This is a genomic window from Kaistella rhinocerotis (genome assembly GCF_030243905.1).
Classification (GTDB): Bacteria; Bacteroidota; Bacteroidia; order Flavobacteriales; family Weeksellaceae; genus Kaistella; species Kaistella rhinocerotis.
In genome coordinates this window covers 287317-311128 of record NZ_JASSYY010000003.1, presented here as the reverse complement: position 1 = coordinate 311128, position 23812 = coordinate 287317, and the positions used below count along the sequence as shown (strand labels likewise).

Below are 23812 nucleotides of genomic sequence, written 5' to 3'. Positions count from 1 at the left end.
AAGAGATAAAGAATCATTTCAGATCTATTAAAACATAGGTGGTAACGCGCTCTGATTAATCACAACAACGTGTTGCTGTATTAATCGGTATTTTTCTGAATTTGGTGATTGTCTGTAACCGTTATTCATCATGAAAGTAACCGTGTAAAAACGGTAAATGCCGTTGCCGCGAATTTGTAATTTTGGTAGTAAACACAAATGAGATGAAAAAATATTTACGCGGTATTTTAAGGCCAATAGTTTTCATCAGTTTACTGTATTCTGTGGATTTCAGCAGTCAGATTTTATTCAGTAATCCGATAACAGGAACAAATCCGAGCACGGCCAATCCCTACACCGCCGGACAGACTGTTGCGGCAAATATCACAGTTTCCGGAATTGGCAGGGGAAGTGGTATATCAGCAAGTAATGCGAATGACAGATATAACGCCTCAGGTTGGAACAGTACCTTGTTGGATGCCAATGATTATTTTGAGTTCACTCTGACGCCCAATCCTGGTTTTAAAATAAATTTCAGTGGTTTTGCTTATACTGCACAGTCTTCCGGCACTGGTCCTGTATCGTTTGCAATCCGCTCAAGCTTCGATAGTTTTACATCGGACTTAGGTACGCCCTCAGCGGCTGGTGGAACTATTAGTTTAAGCGCTCCCATATTTCAGAATATTACAGCGGCTCTTACCTTTAGGGTTTACGGATGGGGAGCTTCTGCTGGTGGTGGTACATTTAGTATTAATGATTTTGCATTTAACGGAACCGTTTTATCGACCGTAAAGAAGCCGGAGCCCAGTGGTTTTCCTTCATCCTTCAGCTGTTCAGCCAGCAACAGCAACTCTATTCAGCTATCATGGGCAGATGCAGCAGGTACCATACCGCCGGATGGATATCTGGTAAAATGGAGTAGTACGTCATATTCAGTCATCACAGATCCGGTTGACGGTAATCCTGTTGCTAATGGCGCGGGCGTCCAAAATGTAAGTCAGGGCATCCAAAATTTTTTATCGTCTTCTCTCGCACCAGCCACCACCTACTATTTTAAAATATGGTCTTACACAAATTCTGGAAGCGACATTGATTATAAACTTATTGGTGAACCGCAGGCGACTTGTACAACTTTGGAAGCGACATGTAATTTTTTGGAGGACTTCACAAATTTACCGACAAACAATTCTGGATTATATCAAAACAGATCATGGACGGGAATCGGTGGTACATGGACTGCAACAGATGCGCGTACCGATCAGAGTATAAACGGCAGAGCAATTACAGTGAGAACTGGAGTGGTAGAATCTCCAGTATTCGGAAATGGATTGGCGGGAATCAGTTTTAATGTAAAATTCCCTTTTAATGAGTCTTCGGGAAATCTTGTAGTGAAAGTCAATAATATTGTAGTTGCAACTCTTCCTGCGTCTGAAATGCCGACAGACAACTCGGCGATTAATAGATCATTTTCCAACCTAAATATTCCTGGAAATGTGGTTTTTACATTGGAGTCAACTGGCGCGCGCTATACAATTGACGATTTTCAATGGACTTGTTTCACCGGAACTCCGCAGCCCAATATCACCATCCAGGGAAATTCGGTCAACATCCCGAATGGTGACTCGACGCCCACGACAGCTGACGGCACTGATTTCGGAACCATGATAGGAGGAACCGATATTGAAAGAACTTTTGAAATCCGAAATGCAGGTTCCGCCACATTAAATCTGACCAATCCCGCCGTAACCGTGCTCAGCGGAGCTCAAGGTTTTACCATTTCCGCACAACCCGCGTCCGCCAGTGTGAACGCTTTTTCCAATACTTCCTTTAAAGTTAAATTTAACAGTACAGTCCCCGGAACCCACACGGAAACTGTGCAAATCGCCAGTGACGATCCGGATACACCACTTTATACATTTCAGGTAAAAGCAGTTGTGACCCAGCCGGTAATAAACATTGATAAAACTTCCCTGAGTGGATTTGCGTATGCTTTTGCACAGGGTCCATCTGCGCTGCAGAGTTTTAAGGTGAACGGAAACAATCTTGCGGCTGCCATCACCGTCTCTGCATCGGCTAACTGGGAAATCTCGACTAACCAAGCCTATGACAATAACAATGTGGCACCATGGACAACGGTGGTTCTGAGCAAAAACCAGAGCGGTGCCGTAACTGACAAACCTATATATGTCCGTCTAAAAGACGGTTTGCCTGTGGGCACCTATACCGGAACCGTTACACTGAGCTCAACGTCCGCGGTGGACAAAACTGTTTCTCTCACGGGCTCCGTCACGCCAGGCCTGGCAAAGATAAAAGTGTTGGGCAACGGATCTTCAATCGCTAATGGCAGCAGCATGCCGAGCGGGCTGAATAATACGCTCTTCGCAACGCAGAATATCGGCAACAGCCAGACAAAATCCTTCGAAATATTAAATCTGGGCGGTGCGCCGCTTACTATAAATTCAGTTTCGATCTCGGGGGCGGACGCAACTGCGTTTTCTGTCGCAGGAGCACCGCCACCTAATACTGTTTTAAGTCAGAATCAGTCTGTATCGTTCAGTATTATTTTTAAACCCACCTCGATTGGGACAAAAGATGCCACTGTGACAATTACCAACAATGATCAGGCTTCGAACCCGTTTACTTTTGCCCTCCGCGGCGGCGCTGTGTATTGCAGTTCACCCGGTGAAATCATTATCGCACAACAGGATTTTGAAACGTTACCTTCTGACAATGAATTGATTTTCACTAAAGAAAACATTGGTGCCATTCCGCCCGGCACCTCTTCCGATTTTTCTTCCGGCAAAAGTGGAAGCAATGACTCGCCGAAAGTCAATAATCTGTTCTCGCATGGTTCACGCGGGTATCGGATCCAAGGGGCTGATCCCGTGGGTGAAACCGCTTCAGGGATCAGATTTACGTTCGGACCCGTTAATACTTCTGCGTACACTGACGTTTCGGTAAGTCTAAAAGTTGCAGGCTTTTCTCTTGGAAGTAAAAGCAACGGAATGGACAGCAAGAATCAGGATCCGGGGCCGGATATTTTAGATGCAGACAAAATCGATTTTGTCTTGGTTGAAATCAGTCCAGACGGTGGCGCCACCTGGTATCCTCAGGCAAAAATCGTCTCCAATGATATGAATGTCGCGTGGAGTTTTAACAGTGAGGGCACCGGTAACGGAACGCGTCTTTATCAAAATAATTCTAATCTGACTTACTTCAAATCTTCCAAGGCTGGTCCCCAATACAGTGCGCTGCAAATCACCGGAATTCCCCAGGTAAATGCTTTGCTGGTGCGCGTTACCGCACAGAATAATGCCGTCAATGAATCCTGGATTATTGATGACATCCGCATTACCAGTACGGGCTTAAAGCCGAAAATCTGGAATGGAGCATCATGGTTGCCTTCAGCACCACAGCCAACTGACAGGGCAGTAATCAATGGTATTTTTGAAACTGCAACGAACGCCGATCTACAGGTTTGCCAGTGCGAAATAAACAGTAGCGGCAAACTGATTGTGAAAGAAAATACATCGTTTACTGTCACCGATTTCATTATAAATGACGGCGAAATCATCGTGGAAAGTGGTGCGGGTCTCGTGCAGCTAAATGATGGCGGTGTAAACAGTGGTACAGGAACATTTACGGCGGAAAGAAAAATCAATCTTTCCGTGCCGATTCCGCCACAAACGGACCGAAACCAGTACAACTTCGTCATATCACCGGTCGAGGGCGTGAATTTAAAAAACGGAATTTACAGCGGAATTTCTGCACCTCATGTACTATATCATAACCAATCGAACAATCACTTTTATGAATCCACAGGTGCTTACATACCCGGACGTGCTTTGGCGGTGAAAGAGCCCGGTTTTTCGCTGGTTCCAAATTCGGTTTCAGAAGTGAAGGCGTTCTTTAAGGGCGTGCCGGTAAACGGGATTTCTGTTGGAGGAACGCCGTTAACTTTCAATACGGTGAACAGTGCGCCCGGTGTTATCTCTCCGGCGGCTTTGGTGCGAGGGTATAATCTGATAGGAAATCCTTACCCATCCAATATTGATTTGGTGGCATTCTATAACTTGAATGGAGGGGATTCAAATGGCTTGAGTTCAACCTTTTATTTCTGGGACAGCACAGCCAATAACAGATACGCTCAGGAAGGTTCGGGATATGACGGACTGGCTTACGCACAATTTAATGCGGTATGCCTTACATCCACAAAAGCCATAGGGGATGCGGGTACATCGACGCAACTTGTGCCCACACGTAACGTACCGATGGCACAGGGATTTATGGCACGGGTATCCCCAGCGTCTAAAACAGTGGTCTTCAGTAACAGTATCCGCACCGCAAGCAGTGGAACGGGATTTTTCGGCAAATCTGAACCTGCAATGAACCGTTTCTGGCTCAATATGGTTTCACCGGGCGGACTTTCTTCAAACATCGCCGTGGTGTATTTTGAGGAGGGCAATAACGGCTATGCTGCGGACGATTCACCCGTGATGGGCGGTTCAGATATTGTTTACACTTTCGCGGGGACCGAAAAAGTATCTATTAACGGACGAAGTGAATTTTCTGATACAGACGTTGTGGTGCTGGGGAGCAGCCACTTTACCGCCGGGCAGTATAAGCTTGTACTTGATAAAACGGAAGGCATCTTTGCACACGGCCAGCACATCTTTTTAAAGGATACTGTGACCGGAAGCCTCACCAATCTTTCAGAAAATCCTTATGTATTTGATGCAGAAAAAGGTGAAACTGAAGGAAGATTCCAGATTGTTTACCGTGAAGAGCGGGTACTGGCGGCAGAAAGTGAAGATTCAGGTTTATTGGTTTACCGTGATGGTGAATGTTATTGGTTAAAATCAATTAAGGAAGTTTCGGAAGTCTTTATCTACGACCTGAGCGGTAGACTCACAGGACATCTAAAGCCCAACTCCCGCAGTGTCAGAATAGATACGCAAGAACTTCTTAAAGGTATCTATATTCTCAAAATAGTTCGCAACGGCGAAATAATTTCACGAAAGATTGTAAAATAATTTAGGGCGATTATAATAAATTCAGACCAATTCTTTTCAGGGCAATATTTTATGCAGTAGTGCTTAAAGCGCAAGTCCTGGACTATCCTATATGTTTAATATTAACTGGAATTTGAGAAGCTTTAAATATCACAGAAAGCGGCCTTGAACAACAGGGTTGTTTTTATAATACCACATCCAAATGATGCCTTTGTTAACAATAATTTAATATTCAATCAAAAAATATGTCCTATAATATCAATTTGAGAAATTAATAACGATGAATAAAAATTGTTATCAAATATAAAACACATGTTATTTTTACGTAATTCTCAATAATTAGTTAAATTATTACACAAAAAGCTATATTATGCAATTCATAGGACGATTTATTTAATAATTTGGTTCGTGAAATAACATTTATTATCTTTGCACTCGCTTAGCAGATTAGGGGGCTTCTTTGCTAAGTAAACACAAAACATTAAAGAACTTTACGATTATGGCAGTTTTACCTGAGTGAAATACTCGGGCAGGAAAAGGCTTGTCGGGTTTTGAAAAATGTTTTGTGTGCACAGAAAACATTAAACCAAAACATGATGAGAAACGTCTTTACTGTTTGTGCCCTTCCGCGTGCACACAAATTAGCGATTATGCTCATAATCCTAATTCTATCTTCAACTAATTTTTATGGACAGTACACCTTAGCAAAATGGTACAGTGCTGACTTTTCACCTGCTGTTTCCTACAGTCAGGTTCAGGCGGAATTAATCAAAGCTAATAATGTTACGATCAATGAAGTCTTTGAAAATCCCGACTCTAATTTCTACAAAACTGAAGGATGGCCGACGCCTCAATGGAATCAAACGCCGGAGCAAACTTTCGACGAAAGTAAATATGTCGAATTTAAGATTTCTGCAAAGGCTGGCTACAAAATTAATGTGGACAGTTTTAATTTTGAGGGTAGACGAAATGGTGACGCACCTCAACAACTAAAGGTTCGTTTTTCGAAAAACAGCGATTTTTCCAATGCTCAGGATCTTCTTACTGATGAAGCTACTTCCGGGACTTTTAAAAATTACAATTTAAGATTTCCCGTTAACACCGTAGTGAACCAGAACGAAACTTTATACGTTCGGCTTTATATTTATAATACGAATCAGTTCTTCTATATCCGTCATAATCAAAGTGGTAGCATAGGCCCGGAATTTAAAGGTACAATTTTATATCAGAATATTTTGAAGCCGTCAGCGCAGGATGACAGAACGGGAACCGTGAAAAATGTTTCCGTGAATGTAGATGTGCTGGCTAATGATGATTATTTTTTCTCAGGCCCACTTACAGCGATTACCGTTTCAGGCGCACCGAAGAATGGAACCGCGAGAGCAAACGGAACTTCAGACATCGTCTATACTCCTAATACTGGCTTTACCGGATACGACAGTTTCACATACACCCTTACCAATTCCATGGGTATTTCCAATACTGCAAAAGTTTCAGTACAGGTAGTGGAGCCTGGCGTGGGAACAGCGACGCCTATTGTACGGTGGAATAAAAAAGATCTGTCTTCAAAAAATTATACAGCGGCAGTGCAGGGCAGTACAATACTTTTAATGGGCTCTAATGCCACCTTTACTTCTGAGAGCGATGATAGTAATGGCTTGAGATTTAATTACAACGGTACTCATACCAACCCTAGAGAATTCAACGGTTCATATAATACTTCAAAATATTTTCAATTAAGCTTAAGCGCTGTTGATACTCAATCAATAGCCCATTTAAATGCTTTTGTGATGAAGTATAGAAGTACAGGAGATGGGAAAATAACTGTAAAGTATTCTAAAAATTCTGATTTTAGCGGAAAGGTCGGCACTTTAATAGATAACGGGGCTTACTCTAGTAACTGGACTGATAAAAAAGCTGATTTTCCATCCGGCTCAGTACTTTTTCCAGGTGAATCGCTGTACATAAGAGTATATGTATATAATACATATCAGTCTACCTTCTTCATTAAATTTGAGGAGAGTGGTGAAGTGGGACCGGCAATTTTGGGAACCGTCGCCAAGATGGCAACGGAATCCTGCACGGTAAGTTCTGCATCAGGTTCGCCTACAGTCTGTGTAAATTCTACAATTACACCTATCACCCACACCACCAGCGGAGCAACAGGTATTGGTACCGCAACAGATCTTCCTGCCGGTGTTACTGCTGTTTGGAAAGATAATAAAATCACGATCAGCGGTACACCAACAGTGTCAGGAACTTTCAATTACAGTATTCCTCTGCTGTCCTCTTGCGGTGACGTGCAAGCAACGGGAACTATCACTGTAGTTCCAGCAACGGTCGCAGGTACAGTATCTTCCAATATTCCGGAAATCTGTGTGGGTCCAAACGCTGCATTTAAATTTGCGATTCTTAAATTACAGGATAATGTAGGAAATATCCTGCGGTGGGAATATTCATTTGATAATTTTGCCGGAGGGCCTGTTGTAAATGTTAATTCAAACGCAACGGAAATTACAGCAGAATTTACTGAGATTAAATCCTATTATTACCGTGCAGTAGTACAGAATGGTTCATGTGCAGTTGAATATTCAAATGTTGTCAGAATAGACGTTGTCGGTGCAGTAGGCTTGCCTGGTACCATTGCAGGAAACGATACATTATGTGCGGGACAGACAGCTGTTTACAGCATTGCAGCAGTGCCCAATGCAACAAGCTATCAGTGGTTTGTAGACATTGCTAAAGGTTGGGAAATTATAAGCGGACAGGGTACTACTACTGTTACTGTAAAAGCAGGAAATGGCAGCGGTAATATTGCGGTAGATGCTAAAAACAGCTGCAGTACCGGTTTTGCATATGACGGACAGGGGTACAGGTACATCACCGTAAAAGAGATTCTTCAACCTTCAGTACTTATTTCCAGCCCAAATACCACCATCTGCCAAGGCACTAAAGTTACTTTCACTGCCTCCCCTGTGAATGGTGGCAGCACACCTGCGTACCAGTGGTTTGTGAACGGTGTGGCAGTTGCGGGCCAAACGGCAGCAACTTTCGAGACCAAAGAACTGAAAAACGGGGATAAGGTCAGCGTGAAACTTACTCCTTCCCCGCAGCAGTGCGTCTCGCCGGAACCTGTCGTTTCAAATGTCCTTACAATGGCTGAGGAAACAAGCGTTTATGAAAACGGCAAATGGAGCAAAGGGATCCCGACCGCTGAAAATCAACTCTCGGCCGAAATTCGTCAAACTTACTCTACAGCAGACGGTGCCGTATCTGCGTGTTCGGTACACCTTGTAGGTGACGCAATTGTTACAGTGGTGCCAAAGAATCCTTTAACTGTTTATAATAATATCAATCTTGATAATGGTACAAAGCTCACGGTACAGAGTGATGCCAACCTTATTCAGGTGAATGATAGCGCGCCCGCGAACACCGGAAATATTACGGTTTTACGCGATCTGAAAATTAAGCCTAAAAGTGCTGAATACAATTACTTCGGCTCTCCGGTGACTTTTGCAGCGGGACAGAGCATGAAAACTATCTATTCGGGTATTACTTATGTTCTATATCACAACGAAGCCAATAACTACTTCTATAATTCTTCCGGTGCTAATGTGCCGGGTCGCGGTCTTGCCGTGAAAGAGCCGTCGGTTGATACTCCGAATGGAGCTTACGATATTACTGCTACCTTTATCGGTGTACCGCAGAACGGAATCATCAATTTCGCTTTGGCAAACAGCAATACTGCCACCAGCAGCCATCTAGGTTATAACCTGGTGGGCAATCCATATCCTTCTAACATTGACCTGCAGGCACTGTACGATCTTAACAAAGGTCAAATCGCCGCAGATCCGGCGATCAGTACAAGCTTTTATTTTTGGGACAGCACAGCAAACAATGTGTATGTACAGCAAGGTTCTAGCTACGGTGGCCAGGCTTACGGTGTGTTCAACGCGAAATCGGGCAGTACAGGCATGGGTATTCCGGCGGCCGGACCTAAAGAAGGTCTTACTTCACGAAAAATACCGAAAAGCGAAATTACAGTTGGTCAGGGCTTTATGGTAAAAGCACTGAAGAAGAACGCGACACTTCAATTCAATAACTCCATCCGTACCGACAAAAACAGTGGTGTGAAATTCATTGGAGCCAGAGGAGAAGTGGTTGTCGATGACCGTTATTGGCTGTCTGTTACTACGCCAGGCAACCTTACCAGTACCCTGGCGGTAGTATATTTCGATGGCGGCACTGAAGCACTTGGTGCCGAAGATTCGGAGGCGAGAGGCGGTTCTGACGAAGTTTTCAGTCTTGTATCCGGTAAGAATATCGCTATTAACGGTAAAAGTACATTTACTGACACAGATGTGGTGGCGATCGGAACAAGACATTTCGCCGCAGGCCTTCACACCATTGCTCTTGAAAAAGCGGAAGGTATCTTCGCCTCAGGCCAGCAGATTTACCTAAAAGATAAAATTACCGGTGCGGTGACGAATTTAAGCCAGGGCAACTATACTTTTGAAGCTCAGGCGGGTGAAAGTACCGGACGTTTCGAACTGGTATATAAACCGGGCGGCGTGCTCGCAACGGACTCTTCCACAAAAGAGGAAGTGCAGGTATACCGTGCCGCCGACAACTTCGTAGTGAAAGCGCCGAAACGTATTACCTCACTTGAGATTTACGATATGTCGGGAAGACTGGTTCGTGCATTTAAGCCCAATTCTGCAGAAACTGTTGTGAATGGAAGCGAGCTTGCAAACGGTGTTTACCTGATGAACATCAAACAAGGTGAGGAGCAAACGGTGAAAAAAATCGTAAAATAATGGTGTAACTTATTAAAGTCCTGGTTTCATTTGAACCGGGACTTTTTTTTTAGTCGTGAATATAATGTCAAATGGATTACCCACTCATATTTCTAGCGGACTGATTTATTAAATTCCCGGGGCGAAGCGCAACGATCTGAACTAGAAAAAAAATGTAATGGGTTTGTTTAATGTTTTATAGTCGTTTAAGGTTGGGAATTTCATTTAATATAGCACGTTAGCATAATGTCTATTTTACCACTCTCAGCTTCACTCGCAGCGTAGCTTTCTTTTAAAGCTGATGAACTGCAAAAACCTGATTTCCAGTACAAATTATCATGGTATATGTTTTATTACTTATATTTGCACCAACACACAAATGATGATTATCAATCGAACTTAAACACACGAAATGAATAATCATTTACTCTCCTGGTCCCGCATGATGAACCTGTGCATGTGCGCAGTTTGCGGTAAGTCTTCACTCAACGCCAATCACCTGATCGGTCGTGCTTAATTTTCATTACAAAACACAAATATCGTATAAGAAAGCCTCTGCTGCACCGATCCGTCGGTCAAAGCGGAATCTTCCTGTTCAACGATAATACACAATGAAAAATTTTTATTCGATAATATTCTTTCTTGGAGCACTGCTTTTTCACCAGGACGTTTCATACGGACAGTGCACTACAACCGATCCTAATGCGTATGGCAGTGGTAGCTGGATTGGGCATGTGTATGATCATAATGGAAGCGGTAATCCCATTACCACGCCTTTTGCAACATATAAAGGGACCACGGCCGAAACGGAGACTTTTGACCGTAATTATGGCACCATAAAACCTGCTTGTGCATCGGCAGTTGATAATTTTGCCATCCGATACCGGATGAATAAAACTTTTAGTGCAGGCAATTATACATTTACTATCGGCGGTGATGATGGGGTGAGATTAAGTATTGATGGCGGTGCAAGTTGGATAGTGAGCGACTGGAGCGATCATGGTTACCGGACAAAGTCGGTTCGCGTTCCAATGTCAGGGAATTATAACCTTGTACTCGAATATTATGAGAAAGGCGGCGATGCGCAGGTATCATTCAGTTATTCGGCGCAGACTTCCATAAATTTCAGTATGCCAAATGCAAATGTAAATGGTGTTATAACAACATGTTCCGGCACTTTGTATGATTCTGGGGGTTCTACGGGTAGTTACTCAAATTCAGAGGACAGAGTGGTTATTATTAAGCCAGCTATTGCAGGTAATCGAGTGCAAATCAGTGGATCATTCAATACTGAACCCGGGTTTGATTTTATTACCATTTATGATGGCGAAGGAACAACCGGAACTATTCTTTTGGGCGGGACAGTTCATGGCAGTGGAAGCACCTGCACTCCATATACAGTTCCTGTTGTAACCTCCACCACCGGTTCGTTAACAGTAAGATTTAGATCGGACACTACCAACGTATGTGCTGGCTTTAGCCTAGCGATCAGTTGTTTTAGTCCCTTGGCTTGTTCAGGTCCTCCAGTGGGCGGAACAACAGTCTTAAGCTCTTCCACGGGAACACCCTCATCTACATTCAGTGCAACCGTGACAGGTGACACGAACGCCACCGCTCTAAGTTATCAGTGGCAATATGCATCAAGTACAGGCGGACCCTGGATTGATATTGCGGGTGCAACTAGCGCCAGTGCAGTCATTACTGCCATTTCTTCGCCAGGAGTTTCTTATTACCGCAGAAAGATCACTTGCTCGAATCAAAGTTCATACTCGTCTATCGTGACTTATACCACGCAATACTGCCGTCCGGATATGGGAGCGGCACAAGCCAATAACAACTATATAAAAACGGTAAAGTTTATTGGAACGATGCAGGATACAGAGCAGAATTCTACGTTTTCTACAAACCCTGCGGGTTATCAGGATTTTACCGGAAATGCCACCAAAAGCATACAGGCTCAGGGAAACGGTGTCAATTTATACGTTGAAAATGCGGATTTAGGAAGGGTCCGTGCGTGGGTTGACTGGAATAGAGATGGTAATTTTGATGAAGTTAGTGAGGGAGTTTATACTTCTAACAATACCCAAATTATTTCCACGACCTTTGGATTTGTCATTCCGGCCGGCACCAGTCCCGGGAACTATGTACTTCGTGTGAGGACGAGCAACGCAAGCGGTAGTACTACTATTTCGCCCTGTGGGAGTATCAACTTTGCGGGTGAAACTGAAGACTATTCATTTACTGTCGTTGCCAACTGCTTTGCTACAATAACTTCAGTTTCAAATCAGATAAGGACGGGGCCAGGCACTGTAACTTTTGAGGCAACGCCATCGGCATCTTCAACCAAAGTACGTTGGTACAGTTCCCTTACCGGTGGCACTCCGCTTGCGGAAACAAATGTCGTAAGTGGTAAATCGACATGGACATCAACCGTAAATAATACCACTGTTTATTTCGTTACCGCCTGGAACGGAAATTGCGAATCTCTGGTCCGCACACCTGTCCGTGCTGTAGTTAGGCCGGTGCCAGTCATCACATTTTCGCCGGCTGCACCCACTTCATGCGGCAGCAATTCGACCGTAAAAATTTCTGCGAGCGGCCAGGATGAAACAGTCTACTTTGTCGAGGAATATTTTGAGAATGGCTTAGGAAAGTTTACTCAGGAAATATTAAGGCCAAATACAACTACTATCGATAATAAAACAAAATGGCAAACCCGGCAAAGTATATTTAAGCCAAATGAGCAAGTATGGTTTCCTGCGATTGCTTCCGGTACTGCCGGCAACAGCTTTGCAATGGCAACATCGGATGTGGGTCCTGATGCTAATAATAGTTCGATTAATAATGCACTCATCTCGCCAACAGTAAATACGCTGGGTTATTCAAGTCTCACACTTTCATTCAGGATGTATTTTTCAAAATACTCAAATGACGGCGTGGCGGATGCCTCCGATTACGTAGCCCTCGAAGTAAATACTGGCGGAAGTACATGGAACGAAGTTATAAGATATACAAAAGATGTGGGGTTCGGTACTCAGTTTGAGCTCAAAACAATTGATATGTCCTCCTATCAGAGCTCAAATTTAAAATTCAGATTTCGCTACTACGCTGCGTGGAAAGATGGCGTAGCAATCGATGACATTGAATTTTTTGGAGTAAAGCCACTTACAACCACCTTTGCATGGACAACGAGTGCCCCAATTGATGTTTATACAGATGCAGCAGCAACAATTCCATATAACAATGCTCCTACCACAACGGTATATATGAATCCTTCGATGAATCAGAAAGAAACTACTGCCAACTGGACAATCAACGCTACTGCATCACTTAGCAATGGAACCACCGCGACGGGCAGCGTCATAATAGAAAATAAGAACAAAGTCTGGAATGCTGCCACTGACAAGTGGAATTCAAACACATGGAAACCTGTCGGCGTGGTACCTACCAGCGCAGACTGTGTGTATATAAAGACGCCGGTTAGGATTGAACCTTTCACCCAGGCATTCGCAAAAGAGGTTTATGTTGAAAATACCGGCAAACTAAAGATTGAAGGTGAAGGTTCATTAAGCATTAAAGATGCATTGGTTAATAAGGGAATCGCCGAAAACGTTGTCATAGAATCCAATGCCAGCCTCATCCAGGTAAATGAGGGCAATACCATCAATGTCGGAAACATCACTGCCAAACGAAAGGTGAATGTTTCTACGGGACGTCAGCAGTACAATTACCTCATTTCACCGCTCGAGGGGCAGTCTTTGAAAACTGTTTATCCCGGAATTGAATACGTGCTGTACCACAATGAAGCCAACAATTTCTTCTATAATTCCACCGGTGCGTATATCAAAGGTCGTGCACTGGCAGTGAAAGAACCAAAATTGAGTGCTTTACCGGACCAAAAGGCGACTTCGGTGACCGCTACTTTTACTGGCTATCCAACCAACGGTGCATTTACGTATAACCTTGTAAACTCCAATCCCTCGAATATAAACCGCGGCTATAATCTTGTGGGTAATCCATATCCGTCTAATATGGATTTAAGCCAGTTTTATCATATCAATAGCGCGAGTGGCAACATCAGCAATTCTTTTAACTTGTGGGACAACCGTGCGAACAGCCAGACCGTACAGATGGGCGACAAGTATGAAGGTCAGGCGTATGCCGTCTTTCATGCCACCACGCCGCCGGGTGAAGGAACCGGAACACTGGCTACCGGCGATAAAGATCTGGCAGGAACCGTCCGTCCTACGCGCTATATAAAAATGGGGCAGGGTTTTATGGTAAAGACACGTGCAAATAATCAGACACTCCTATTTAATAATACGGTGCGAAGCGATAAAGACGGACCCACATTCTTCGGACGTGCCGCCGGGGATTCCGTAAACTTTGACAGATTCTGGTTAAATATGATCACGCCCACCAATCTGCGTTCTGATATGGCTGTAGTGTATTTTGAAGGTGGAACCAATGGTTTCAGCAGTGATGACGCGGCCTCGCTGGGCGGATCAGACGAACTGTATTCAAGGGTGGATGACAGGAAAGTAAATATCAACGGGCGAAGTATATTTACCGATGAGGATGTGGTGCCACTCGGTACACGCCATTTTACGACAGGCGAGTACCGCATCGAACTGGCGGGTACGGATGGTATTTTCAGCTCCGCGCAGCCTGTTTATCTCAAAGATAAATTGACAGGCGCTATCACCAACCTCAGCGACTCCGCCTACAGCTTTGCGGCTGAAGCAGGCGAAAGTACCGGCAGATTTGAAATTGTGTATAAACCCGGTGGCACGCTCGCAACCGATGCAGGCGTGAAAGAATCGGTGGTCGTATACCGCGACAAAAATGATTTCCATATCAGATCTGACAAAAGAAATATCACCGGACTGCAATTGTTTGACAGCAGCGGCAGACTTGTATATTCGGCGAAGCCTAATGCTGCTGAATTTTTAATAGATGCAAACCCGTTGCCTAATGGGGTATATTTTCTGAAGATTGAGCGCGGTTTTGACGTGGTGAGTAAGAAAATTATCCGATAAAAAAACCTTAACAGCGAAGTTCTATACCGTCCGGGTTTTTGCACCTGGATGGTTTTTTTTATGATTTAATTGCTTAGATTCATCTGCTTGTTTTATTGCGGTCACAAGCTTTGGAATTGCCTCCGTGACGATGCGGAATTTATCTTTTAGACGGTTGGGACGCGTCTAAAAATTCCGCGCGTCTGGAAGGTCTCCTGCATTTATGTGTTTGAATGCATCTTTACGCAATTCTCCGGGTTTACGGCTGTTGAACATGGTGGAAATCTGTGCGGTAAATCAATTTTTCTTTTTCCCTACCCGTGCCGAAAGGAAAATTTTGCTAATTTTACTTACTATTTATACATTTTCGCCTTAAGTATTTTCTCTCGAAACTCTTTTATTCTTACATACAGACAGGTTCGGATTAAATCCATCATTAAGCCATTGTAACAGTATTGAAAGTCCATTAATCTATTAGACTTTTATTGGACTTATATTGGACCTATATTAGACCTGGGTAGAGGATGCCCTGAGTTTGCCCTGTCCTTGGGATAACTATACAGATTAATAAATCCTGATATTGCTATACCAACAGCACTGTCTTAACCTTAGAACTGTATTTTTAGCGATAAGATTTCGGTTGTAGCACTTCCATCTTTTGGTTAGTAGCCCTGATTTTAAATATCACTTTTAAGTCCTTAAGTATAACCGTATTTCGACGGGAAAGAAAACTGGCTTGGGTCTTAAAAAATTTAATTTAAAGTTTCCGGCTGGCACGATGCTCTGAGCGTTCCTGCGTGGATTTGTTTTCTTGATTCACCAGAGTTTCCAGGCTGGCGAATGGGCTTCCGCTCTTACAACTTTATATATCTGTAGGCAAATAAGTCTCTTCCTCTTTCCTCAATTTTCAGTGCAAAGCGAGCACGGAAACTATCGTTAATTATTTATAAGTAGCGGAAACCAATTAGAACATTAATACGATAATAGGTGATTTAACATCTTTTAACCTCTTTTGCATCGCTATATTTGAGTGCGCACTTAGGGGCATCTTTCGGAGCGCGAAATACAAACACACAATGATGAAAAAATTTTATTTCCTGCTCGTGCAGATAGCTTTGCTGTTGTGCATTTTTCTGGGCGCCCCATTACTTTTATCGCAAACAACTACTAGCGTCGCAGGTCTCAGACAGGCACCAAATAAAATTGATGAGAAACGCTTCAGTAAATCCTCACCACAGAATGGCAGATCCGCAGAACTAAGAAAAAATCTTGCCACTTATAAAGGTAAGATACCGGCCGGAATACAAAAAAAGACAGCCGAAACTGCAACTATTTTAAGTGCTAAATCCTTTTCAGAAAACATTCATACCGTTGCTAATAGAAGTAGATTGAAAAGTATCGACAGCGGACGGAATATTTCAGCACGAATTACAGCTATCGACATTCCAGACACCCCTCGGATAAAAACTGACCTGTTTAAAGATACGCTCAGTAACCAACCTTCCCCAATAGCATTAATGAAAGGGCAAGTGGAGGACTTACCTAGACGGGATGCCTCTTCTAAACATTTCAAAAACGCAGACGGCAGTTATACCGCACTTATCGGAGTGACGCCTCTACACTATAAAAAGGCGGGGAAATGGGAAGACATCGATACTAAAATTTCCAAAACCGCTTCCGGTGAATATTCTTATGCGAATACAGCCAATTTAATGGAATCGTATTTTGGAAGTTCAGCGAAGCAGGGAATTTTGTCTAAGACTAAGGAGGGCGAAGTGAAAGAATTTCTAAATACCAAAATGTATTGGGAAGTTAACGGCAAAGAAGTAGGAACTGTGTATAGTGCAAACTCCGAAGTTTCTGTAAAAGGCAATGAAGCGTATTATAACAATATGTATGGAGATATTTCCGCTGAATTTTTAATTGAAACCGGGAAGAGAAAATTGAATTATATTATTCCCGATAAAAAAGCACTAGGAAATATTCCTGAAAATGCTGATTATTTAGTCTTCAGTGAAGATGTTTTATTGTCAAATGGATGGACCCATAAAATTACAAAAGAAGGCGTATTAATTTTAGATATAAATAGCAATGAAATTTATCTTTATGAAAACCCCAATTCTTCCGATGTATTAGAGGAGCTAAGCAGAGAAAAAAACACCATATTCGAAACGGAAATTAACGACAATGTATTAACTATTAGAACTAAAGTTAAAACCGCTTGGTTAATGGACTCGGTAAGAAAGTTTCCGGTAAAGGTAGATCCAACTGCGACTGTGTATCCGAATAATGCCACGAACTGGACGAGATGTATAGCAGAAGATGGTTATAATTATGGATCTAATTTAAGGTTTGGCACTGATAATTTTGGGTTCCTAAGAATTTTTATAAAATATAATACATCAAGTATTATAAGTACTGCTATTGTTAATTCTGTTACAAGTTATTTTACTATAACAAATATGGCAAATCCTTATCCAGGTCATGCTTTCATATTCTACAATTCCGCAGATCCAACAACAACTGGAGGCACCGCCTTGTATTCAAGCCCCTCAGTACCATATTCTCTTGGATATCTTAATACAACAGTTGGGCAAAAAGAAGTAACATTTAATCCAGCAGGTATTACTGGAGTTCAGAATGGTTTAGGCAGTTTTGTAACCGCATCATTAAATCCAGCAGGAAATGAGTATTTTCTGAATGAAAACTATACTGTTGCAAATCACACTTCTGCAAGTCGGCCTTATTTATTAATTGATTATACCATTCCGGCCTGCTCAGCTCCAACCAACTTAAACGTAGGTACCATCACTTCCACTTCCGCTCGTTTTACGTGGAACGCGGCAAATAATGTACCTGCGTCAGGGTACGATTATTATTATAATACAACTGGTGTCATACCAACTGAATCAACAACTCCAAGTGGATCAGTTGGAGCAGGTGTAACAACAGTGACACCAACACCGCCTCTTAGTCCTAACACTGCTTATCACTTTTGGATCAGATCAAAATGCACATCTTCCAACAGTGTCTGGGTTCCCGGCGGTTATTTCAATACGAATCCGGCACAAAATTGTTTCCAGGGTGATGGGCAAATCAGAGGAACGGTGGAGGATGGTCTAAACGTGCAAACGGGAGGGGTTTTCAGAGTTGCCGATGATTTTATTGTTCCTGTGGGAGAGGCCTTTACTTTAAGCCATATTTCCTTAGAAGCGTTGTCGGCCTCTGCGATAAACGGCGTATCCATCAATGTCAGAGCTAATAATAATGGTGCGCCTGGTGCAATATTAAATACGGTGTGGAGTAATACTGCGCCCACTGCATCAAACCTTTACACCACTGCATTTGGTTTGAATGTGTATCACCTTAACTTCACTTTGCCTACAACGGTGACTTATCCCGCTGGAAAGTATTGGTTAGAGGTGACTATGAGAAACAGCGCTAATACTGCCGTTTATTGGCGCGCAACAACCACAGGTTCGACTGGCGCGACTTCCCAAAATAGCGGGAATAGTGGCGCATCCTGGGTAGCCAATACTAGCGGATATGATATGGTTTTCTACGTTGCCGGAACATGTACTACGTGTACTCCTGTAACCGTTTCTGCAAGTAAAACTTTAGTCTGCGCAAATGAAGCAATAACACTTACTGCCAATAGCAGCGATCCAAGTTATTCCTACCATTGGTATCTGGGTTGGGATGAAACTAGTCAAACCTATCAAACGGACTTAGGCACGGGTGCTACGATAAATCCAACAGTAACTCAATCGACAACTTATTGGGTTGTAGCAACGAGTCCAACCGGATGTAGAAAATACACTTATGTTACCGTCGCAGTTACACCTGCACCTACTTTGATAGTTATGGATCCGGTGAACGCCATCACTTGTTCGAATGAAGCGAGCCAGATCAGTGTGGTAAGTGGCGGTATTATCCCGGAAACAATCTTAAATGAAACATGGGATCCGATAACAAATCCATGGATTATCCATACGGAGATAACAGGTACCGAAATAGATGCTGCTCGATGGTGGTTGTATAATGATGGTGATATGGATTTCGATGGAACTGAAGTGTTCCACAGCAATGATAACAGTGCTTTTGCAATGGTTGATAGTAATATGTCAGGATATTTCAATGATGAGATGGAATCTAGTTTAATTTCACCACCAATGAGTTTCTTAGACTACAATTCTGCGAGTACCAATATTACGTTTACTTTTTATCATTATTTTAGACAGTTCACATCATTTCCAGACAGCGATGCTTATGTCGAAATTACAACCGATGGCGTAACCTGGACCACATTAAGACATTATAACTCTACGGTGGGTACAAGGAATAACTTTGCCTTGGAAACCATTAATCTCAATGCCTATAAAGGAATACCCTACGTTCAGATCCGTTTTAGGTATCACGCTTTCTGGGAGTGGTATTGGGCAGTGGACAATATCAGTATTACGGGTACCAATCCCTTGCCAACTACTGTTACATGGTCACCTACAACCGGTTTGTGGAGAGATGCAGGGAAAACGGTTGCGTATAATGGTGCTCAGGCAACGACGCTCTATGCATCTCCTGCTTCTACAACCACATACACCGTCTCTGCCAAAACCGCAGCCGGCTGTCCATCCACACAAACCGTAGTAGTGACAAAAGGTGATACCGACTGGAGCGGAACCACCACAAACTGGAATACTGCGTCCAACTGGGAAGGAAACACCGTTCCCACTGCAGACCACTGCGTAAATATTCCGAGCAGTACTGTTAAGCCGGTAATTTCTGTCAGTACTGAGGCCCACGCCAAAAATCTTACCATACAGCCCGGCGGTTCTCTCGATATCGAAGGGAACCTTACGGTGCAGGATTTTGTTAAAAACCTTGGTGACAAGCGGGCGCTGATATTATCTTCCGATGCTAATCTACTGCAGCTAAATACAACCGCAGCCAATTCCGGAGAAATTACAGCACATCGGGAAATCACCATCAAAGACAACAACCAGTACAACTACCTTATTTCACCTTTGGTTGATTCAAACCTTAAAACAAACATCTACGAAAACAAGACGACCGGTGTTTTAAGTTCGTCTCAGTTCACGCTTTACCATAATGAAGTGAATAATAAATTCTATGCGTCCTCAGGTGCTTATATTAGAGGTCGGGGTCTCGCTGTGAAAGAGCCTTCAGCCTCGGTAGTTCCACCCGGCGGAAAGATTTATGCTCATTTCACAGGGGTTCCAATGAATGGGGACTTTACCTACACGCTGGCGAATTCAGGTACTCCTACTACAGGCTATAACCTGATTGGTAATCCCTATCCGTCAAATATTGATATTAAAAAACTATACGATGATTCTCCAGGCCAGATAAGCGAAAACTTTGAGTTCTGGGATAATCTTGCCAATGCAATTACCGTTCAGCAGGGTTCTGAATATAAAGGGGCAGCTTATGCAATTTTTAATGCCGCTACGGGTACGTACGGAGTGGGTAATCCGGCGCCTGGCAATAAGGACGTAGATCCGGATAATCCCGCGAGTCCGGGTGGCTCTAAAATTCCGAACCATATTGTAAAAGTAGGTCAGGGATTCATGGTGAGAGCGATAGGTGCCGGGGTTCTGAATTTTAAAAATACACAGCGAACCAAAGATCAGACAGATTCTAATTTTTACGGAAGAAATCAGACCGTTATTACAGATGACAGGTACTGGTTGCAGCTAACGACACCATCAGATATGGTCATTAGCAATGCAATCGTATATTTTGATAGTGGTAATAATGACTTTTCAAAAGATGACAGTAAGGAAACCGGTACCTCTGATGCATTATTTACCTACTCGGGAACAGAGAAGGTAGTGATTAATGGTCGGAATAAATTTAACATTGATGATGTTTTAGATATTGGAACTCGAAATTACACAGCGGGAATTAATAAAATTACGCTCGGCAGAAAAGAAGGTATTTTCGCCGCCAGCCAGCCCATTTACCTCAAAGATAACCAGACCGGCGCCATCACCAACCTAAGCGAGGGCGCCTACACCTTTATGGCGCAGGCGGGGGAGAGTACGGGAAGGTTCGAGATCGTTTACAAGCCTGGTGGCGTGCTGGCTACCGATGCAGCGGTGAAAGAAGATGTCGTGGTGTACCGTGACGGACAGGATTTTGTAGTAAAGGCGCAGAGAGATCCTGTCTCCTCAGTTGAGATTTTTGATGCCTCTGGGCGAATGGTTCGCCGTGTGGAACCCAACAGCACTGTTGAGCGCCTGGATTTTTCTGCGATAGTAAACGGCACCTACATTCTTAAGATTGACCAGAAAAGTAAAATTACCGTTAAGAAAGTCATTAAATAAAAATTGCCGTAAACTTTACAATATTAATATCTTTGCACAAACAATAATAATGATGAGGTTTATTTACCTGTACTTTATATTTTTCGCGATGTCAGTACCTGCCCAGCAGACTGTAAACCGGTTTGAACAGGAGGAGTATGCGGCGGCCGCTTCCGAAAATGGACTTGGAAAAGAGGAGGAATTGCAACCATCACCGCCCGAAGATTTAAATGCGAAATGCTGTAATCCAGCTGATCCCGCACCAATCGACGATTATCTCCCTTTACTTGTCATCGCAGGCATCGGGCTTATTGCCTGGAAAGTCCGCAAACGTGGAGTAACACTTTGATTGATCTGAAAATATAATTTGTGTGACAGTCGCATTTGAGCTCATTTAGCCAAACGGGCAGTTTTCAAAACTTCACTTACGTTTAAATCAACTTTTGAATTCTCAGACGACACAACAGGGTAATTAGTTTTCTGTGTTCTGTGCGATATCTACTATTTTTAATGGATTACTATCAGCATTATCTACTAGCGGAGGTATATTACATAGCTTTCGTAAAACTTGGCCTAAATATTTCCATATTTGCCGGAAAAAGTTAAATTAGCGGCTCAATAATGTGTAAATTTGCAGTAACCGATTGGTCGCGCTGGTCGCCTGCTTTTCTTTCTCAAAAATAATATTCCAAACACACATGAGTTTTCGCAAGAATCTGAAGAAAAAAATATACAGCGGAGACAACTTTATGAATATCTCGGATGTGCGCTATCTGCCGCGTTGGGTAATTCTCGCAATCGACCTTTTTTTCATTTCATGCGCCATTTTTTTCTCCTGTTATCTTATTGAAAGACTGAGCTTCAATTCAACCAGGATTTTCAACAACCGTTTATACGTTTACTCACTGATCATTGGCATCAGTGTGTTTTTCATGTATATTTTCCGCACGTATTCCGGGATTATCAGACACTCAACTTTTATTGATCTGTTCAAACTTTTCCTCGCAACTTTCTGCACCACGGTGGCGGTTGGGTTCATCAGTTTTACCTACTATTTTCTCACCGGCGAACGGATGATCTACATGTCGGTGCCGTTTTTGGCCATATTTTTTGCGACATCGTTCATGCTGCTGTTTTTGCTGAGATTATTCGTAAAAGAATTTTTTCACCTGGTAAGAGAAGTTCGCCGCAGCACGCTCAGAAAGCGCATTCTGGTCGTAGGGATCGATGAACAGTCAGTAGCAGTGGCACGCGCGATTCTGGACAATCCCTCGTTGCCCTATTACGTAGCCGGTTTTATCACACAGCGGCACGATTATCACAGCGCAAAACTTCTTGGGAGACCTATTTTAAACCGTGACAAACTGGAAAGAAACAGCAAGGATGATTTGCTGATTGACGGCGTGCTGCTCATCAAGGAAATGATGAGCAAGGAGGAGATGAACTCTTGGGTGAATCTTTTCCTGGAAAAGGACCTGCAGATTCTGAAGGCGCCATCTGTACAGAAATTGCGCACCAGTGACATGGAAGGATCGATACGGTCACTGCAGATTGAGGATTTGCTGAACCGCAAGCCGATACGCATTGAGAACGATGAACTAAGGACCCGTCATTTCGACAAAGCGGTTTTGATCACGGGTGGAGCCGGCTCTATCGGCAGTGAAATTGTACGTCAGGTCGCTGCGCTGGAACCAAAACTTATTGTTGTTCTTGATCAGGCGGAAACTCCGTTGTATGAAATAGAGATCGAGATGCGCAGCAAATTCCCGCTGATACAGTTTAAATTTGTTCTTGCCGATATTTCGAACCGTCACAGAATTGAGCCACTCTTCCAGAAGTATAATTTCTCGATGGTATATCACGCCGCGGCCTACAAGCACGTGCCGTTAATCGAAGAAAATCCGCACGAAGCCATACTTGTCAATATTCTTGGGACTAAAAATCTCGCAACGCTCGCCTGCCAGTACAAAGCAAACCATTTCGTAATGGTTTCCACGGATAAGGCCGTAAAACCAACCAACGTGATGGGCGCCTCAAAACGTGCGGCAGAACTCTTTGTGCAGGCGCTGCAAAACACCCCGGCTAACGAGACAAAGTTTATCACCACGCGTTTTGGAAATGTTTTGGGGTCAAACGGTTCCGTTATTCCACATTTCAAAAAGCAAATAGAAGCAGGTGGTCCTATTACCATCACGCACCCCGATATTGTGCGCTATTTCATGACGATTCCGGAGGCGTGCGATCTTGTGCTGCAGGCTGGAACCATGGGTCATGGAGGTGAAATATTTGTTTTCGATATGGGCGAACCGGTGAAAATCCTGGATCTTGCTACCCGCATGATCAAGCTTTCGGGCTATGAGCCTCACATTGATATCAAGATAATCTACACAGGCCTGAGACCTGGCGAAAAGCTTTATGAAGAACTTCTGAGCGATGACGCGACCACCTTGCCGACACACCACGAAAAAATCCTGATTTCCAAGGACCCCGACATGCTCTTTGACGAAATTGAGAGCCTCACAAACCAGATAATCCGTGCGGCGTTGCGCCGGGAGAAGGTGGAGGTAGTGCAATTGCTGAAAAGCATCGTGCCCGAATTCAAGAGCAACAATTCAATTTACGAGGTCTTGGATAAGTAAAGTAGAATCGTATATTTGTAAAATTCAAATTTTTAAATGTCT

Annotated in this window: 6 protein-coding genes; all 6 read left to right on the top strand. The window is 43.3% G+C overall.

From position 1 onward, the window contains the following. Nucleotides 1-203: 203 nt before the first annotated feature. Nucleotides 204-5012: a choice-of-anchor D domain-containing protein gene (locus QEP06_RS11050; RefSeq protein ID WP_285270306.1), complete on the top strand. Its 4809-nt coding sequence runs from the start codon at nucleotides 204-206 to the stop codon at nucleotides 5010-5012. 629 nt (nucleotides 5013-5641) lie between these two features. After that, on the top strand, nucleotides 5642-9808 hold the full coding sequence (locus tag QEP06_RS11045) for an Ig-like domain-containing protein (RefSeq protein WP_285270305.1): 4167 nt from the start codon (nucleotides 5642-5644) through the stop codon (nucleotides 9806-9808). Nucleotides 9809-10398: 590 nt separating this feature from the next. Then, entirely contained in the window at nucleotides 10399-14826 is a 4428-nt protein-coding gene (locus QEP06_RS11040) for a GEVED domain-containing protein (RefSeq protein ID WP_285270304.1), read from the top strand. 1508 nt (nucleotides 14827-16334) lie between these two features. Then, nucleotides 16335-21152, top strand: coding sequence for a T9SS type A sorting domain-containing protein (locus QEP06_RS11035; RefSeq protein ID WP_285270303.1), 4818 nt, complete (start codon nucleotides 16335-16337; stop codon nucleotides 21150-21152). A 49-nt stretch (nucleotides 21153-21201) separates the two neighbouring features. Continuing rightward, nucleotides 21202-21480: a hypothetical protein gene (locus QEP06_RS11030; protein ID WP_285270302.1), complete on the top strand. Its 279-nt coding sequence runs from the start codon at nucleotides 21202-21204 to the stop codon at nucleotides 21478-21480. A gap of 349 nt (nucleotides 21481-21829) precedes the next feature. Continuing rightward, a complete protein-coding gene (locus QEP06_RS11025; RefSeq protein ID WP_285270301.1) occupies nucleotides 21830-23770 on the top strand; it encodes a polysaccharide biosynthesis protein in 1941 nt (646 codons plus the stop codon). Nucleotides 23771-23812: the final 42 nt, after the last annotated feature.

Coding starts and splice junctions, on each gene's coding strand:
- QEP06_RS11045 (WP_285270305.1), top strand. CDS start 5,642: ATGCTCATAATCCTAATTCTATCTTCAACTAATTTTTATGGACAGTAC.
- QEP06_RS11050 (WP_285270306.1), top strand. CDS start 204: ATGAAAAAATATTTACGCGGTATTTTAAGGCCAATAGTTTTCATCAGT.
- QEP06_RS11030 (WP_285270302.1), top strand. CDS start 21,202: ATGATGAGGTTTATTTACCTGTACTTTATATTTTTCGCGATGTCAGTA.
- QEP06_RS11025 (WP_285270301.1), top strand. CDS start 21,830: ATGAGTTTTCGCAAGAATCTGAAGAAAAAAATATACAGCGGAGACAAC.
- QEP06_RS11040 (WP_285270304.1), top strand. CDS start 10,399: ATGAAAAATTTTTATTCGATAATATTCTTTCTTGGAGCACTGCTTTTT.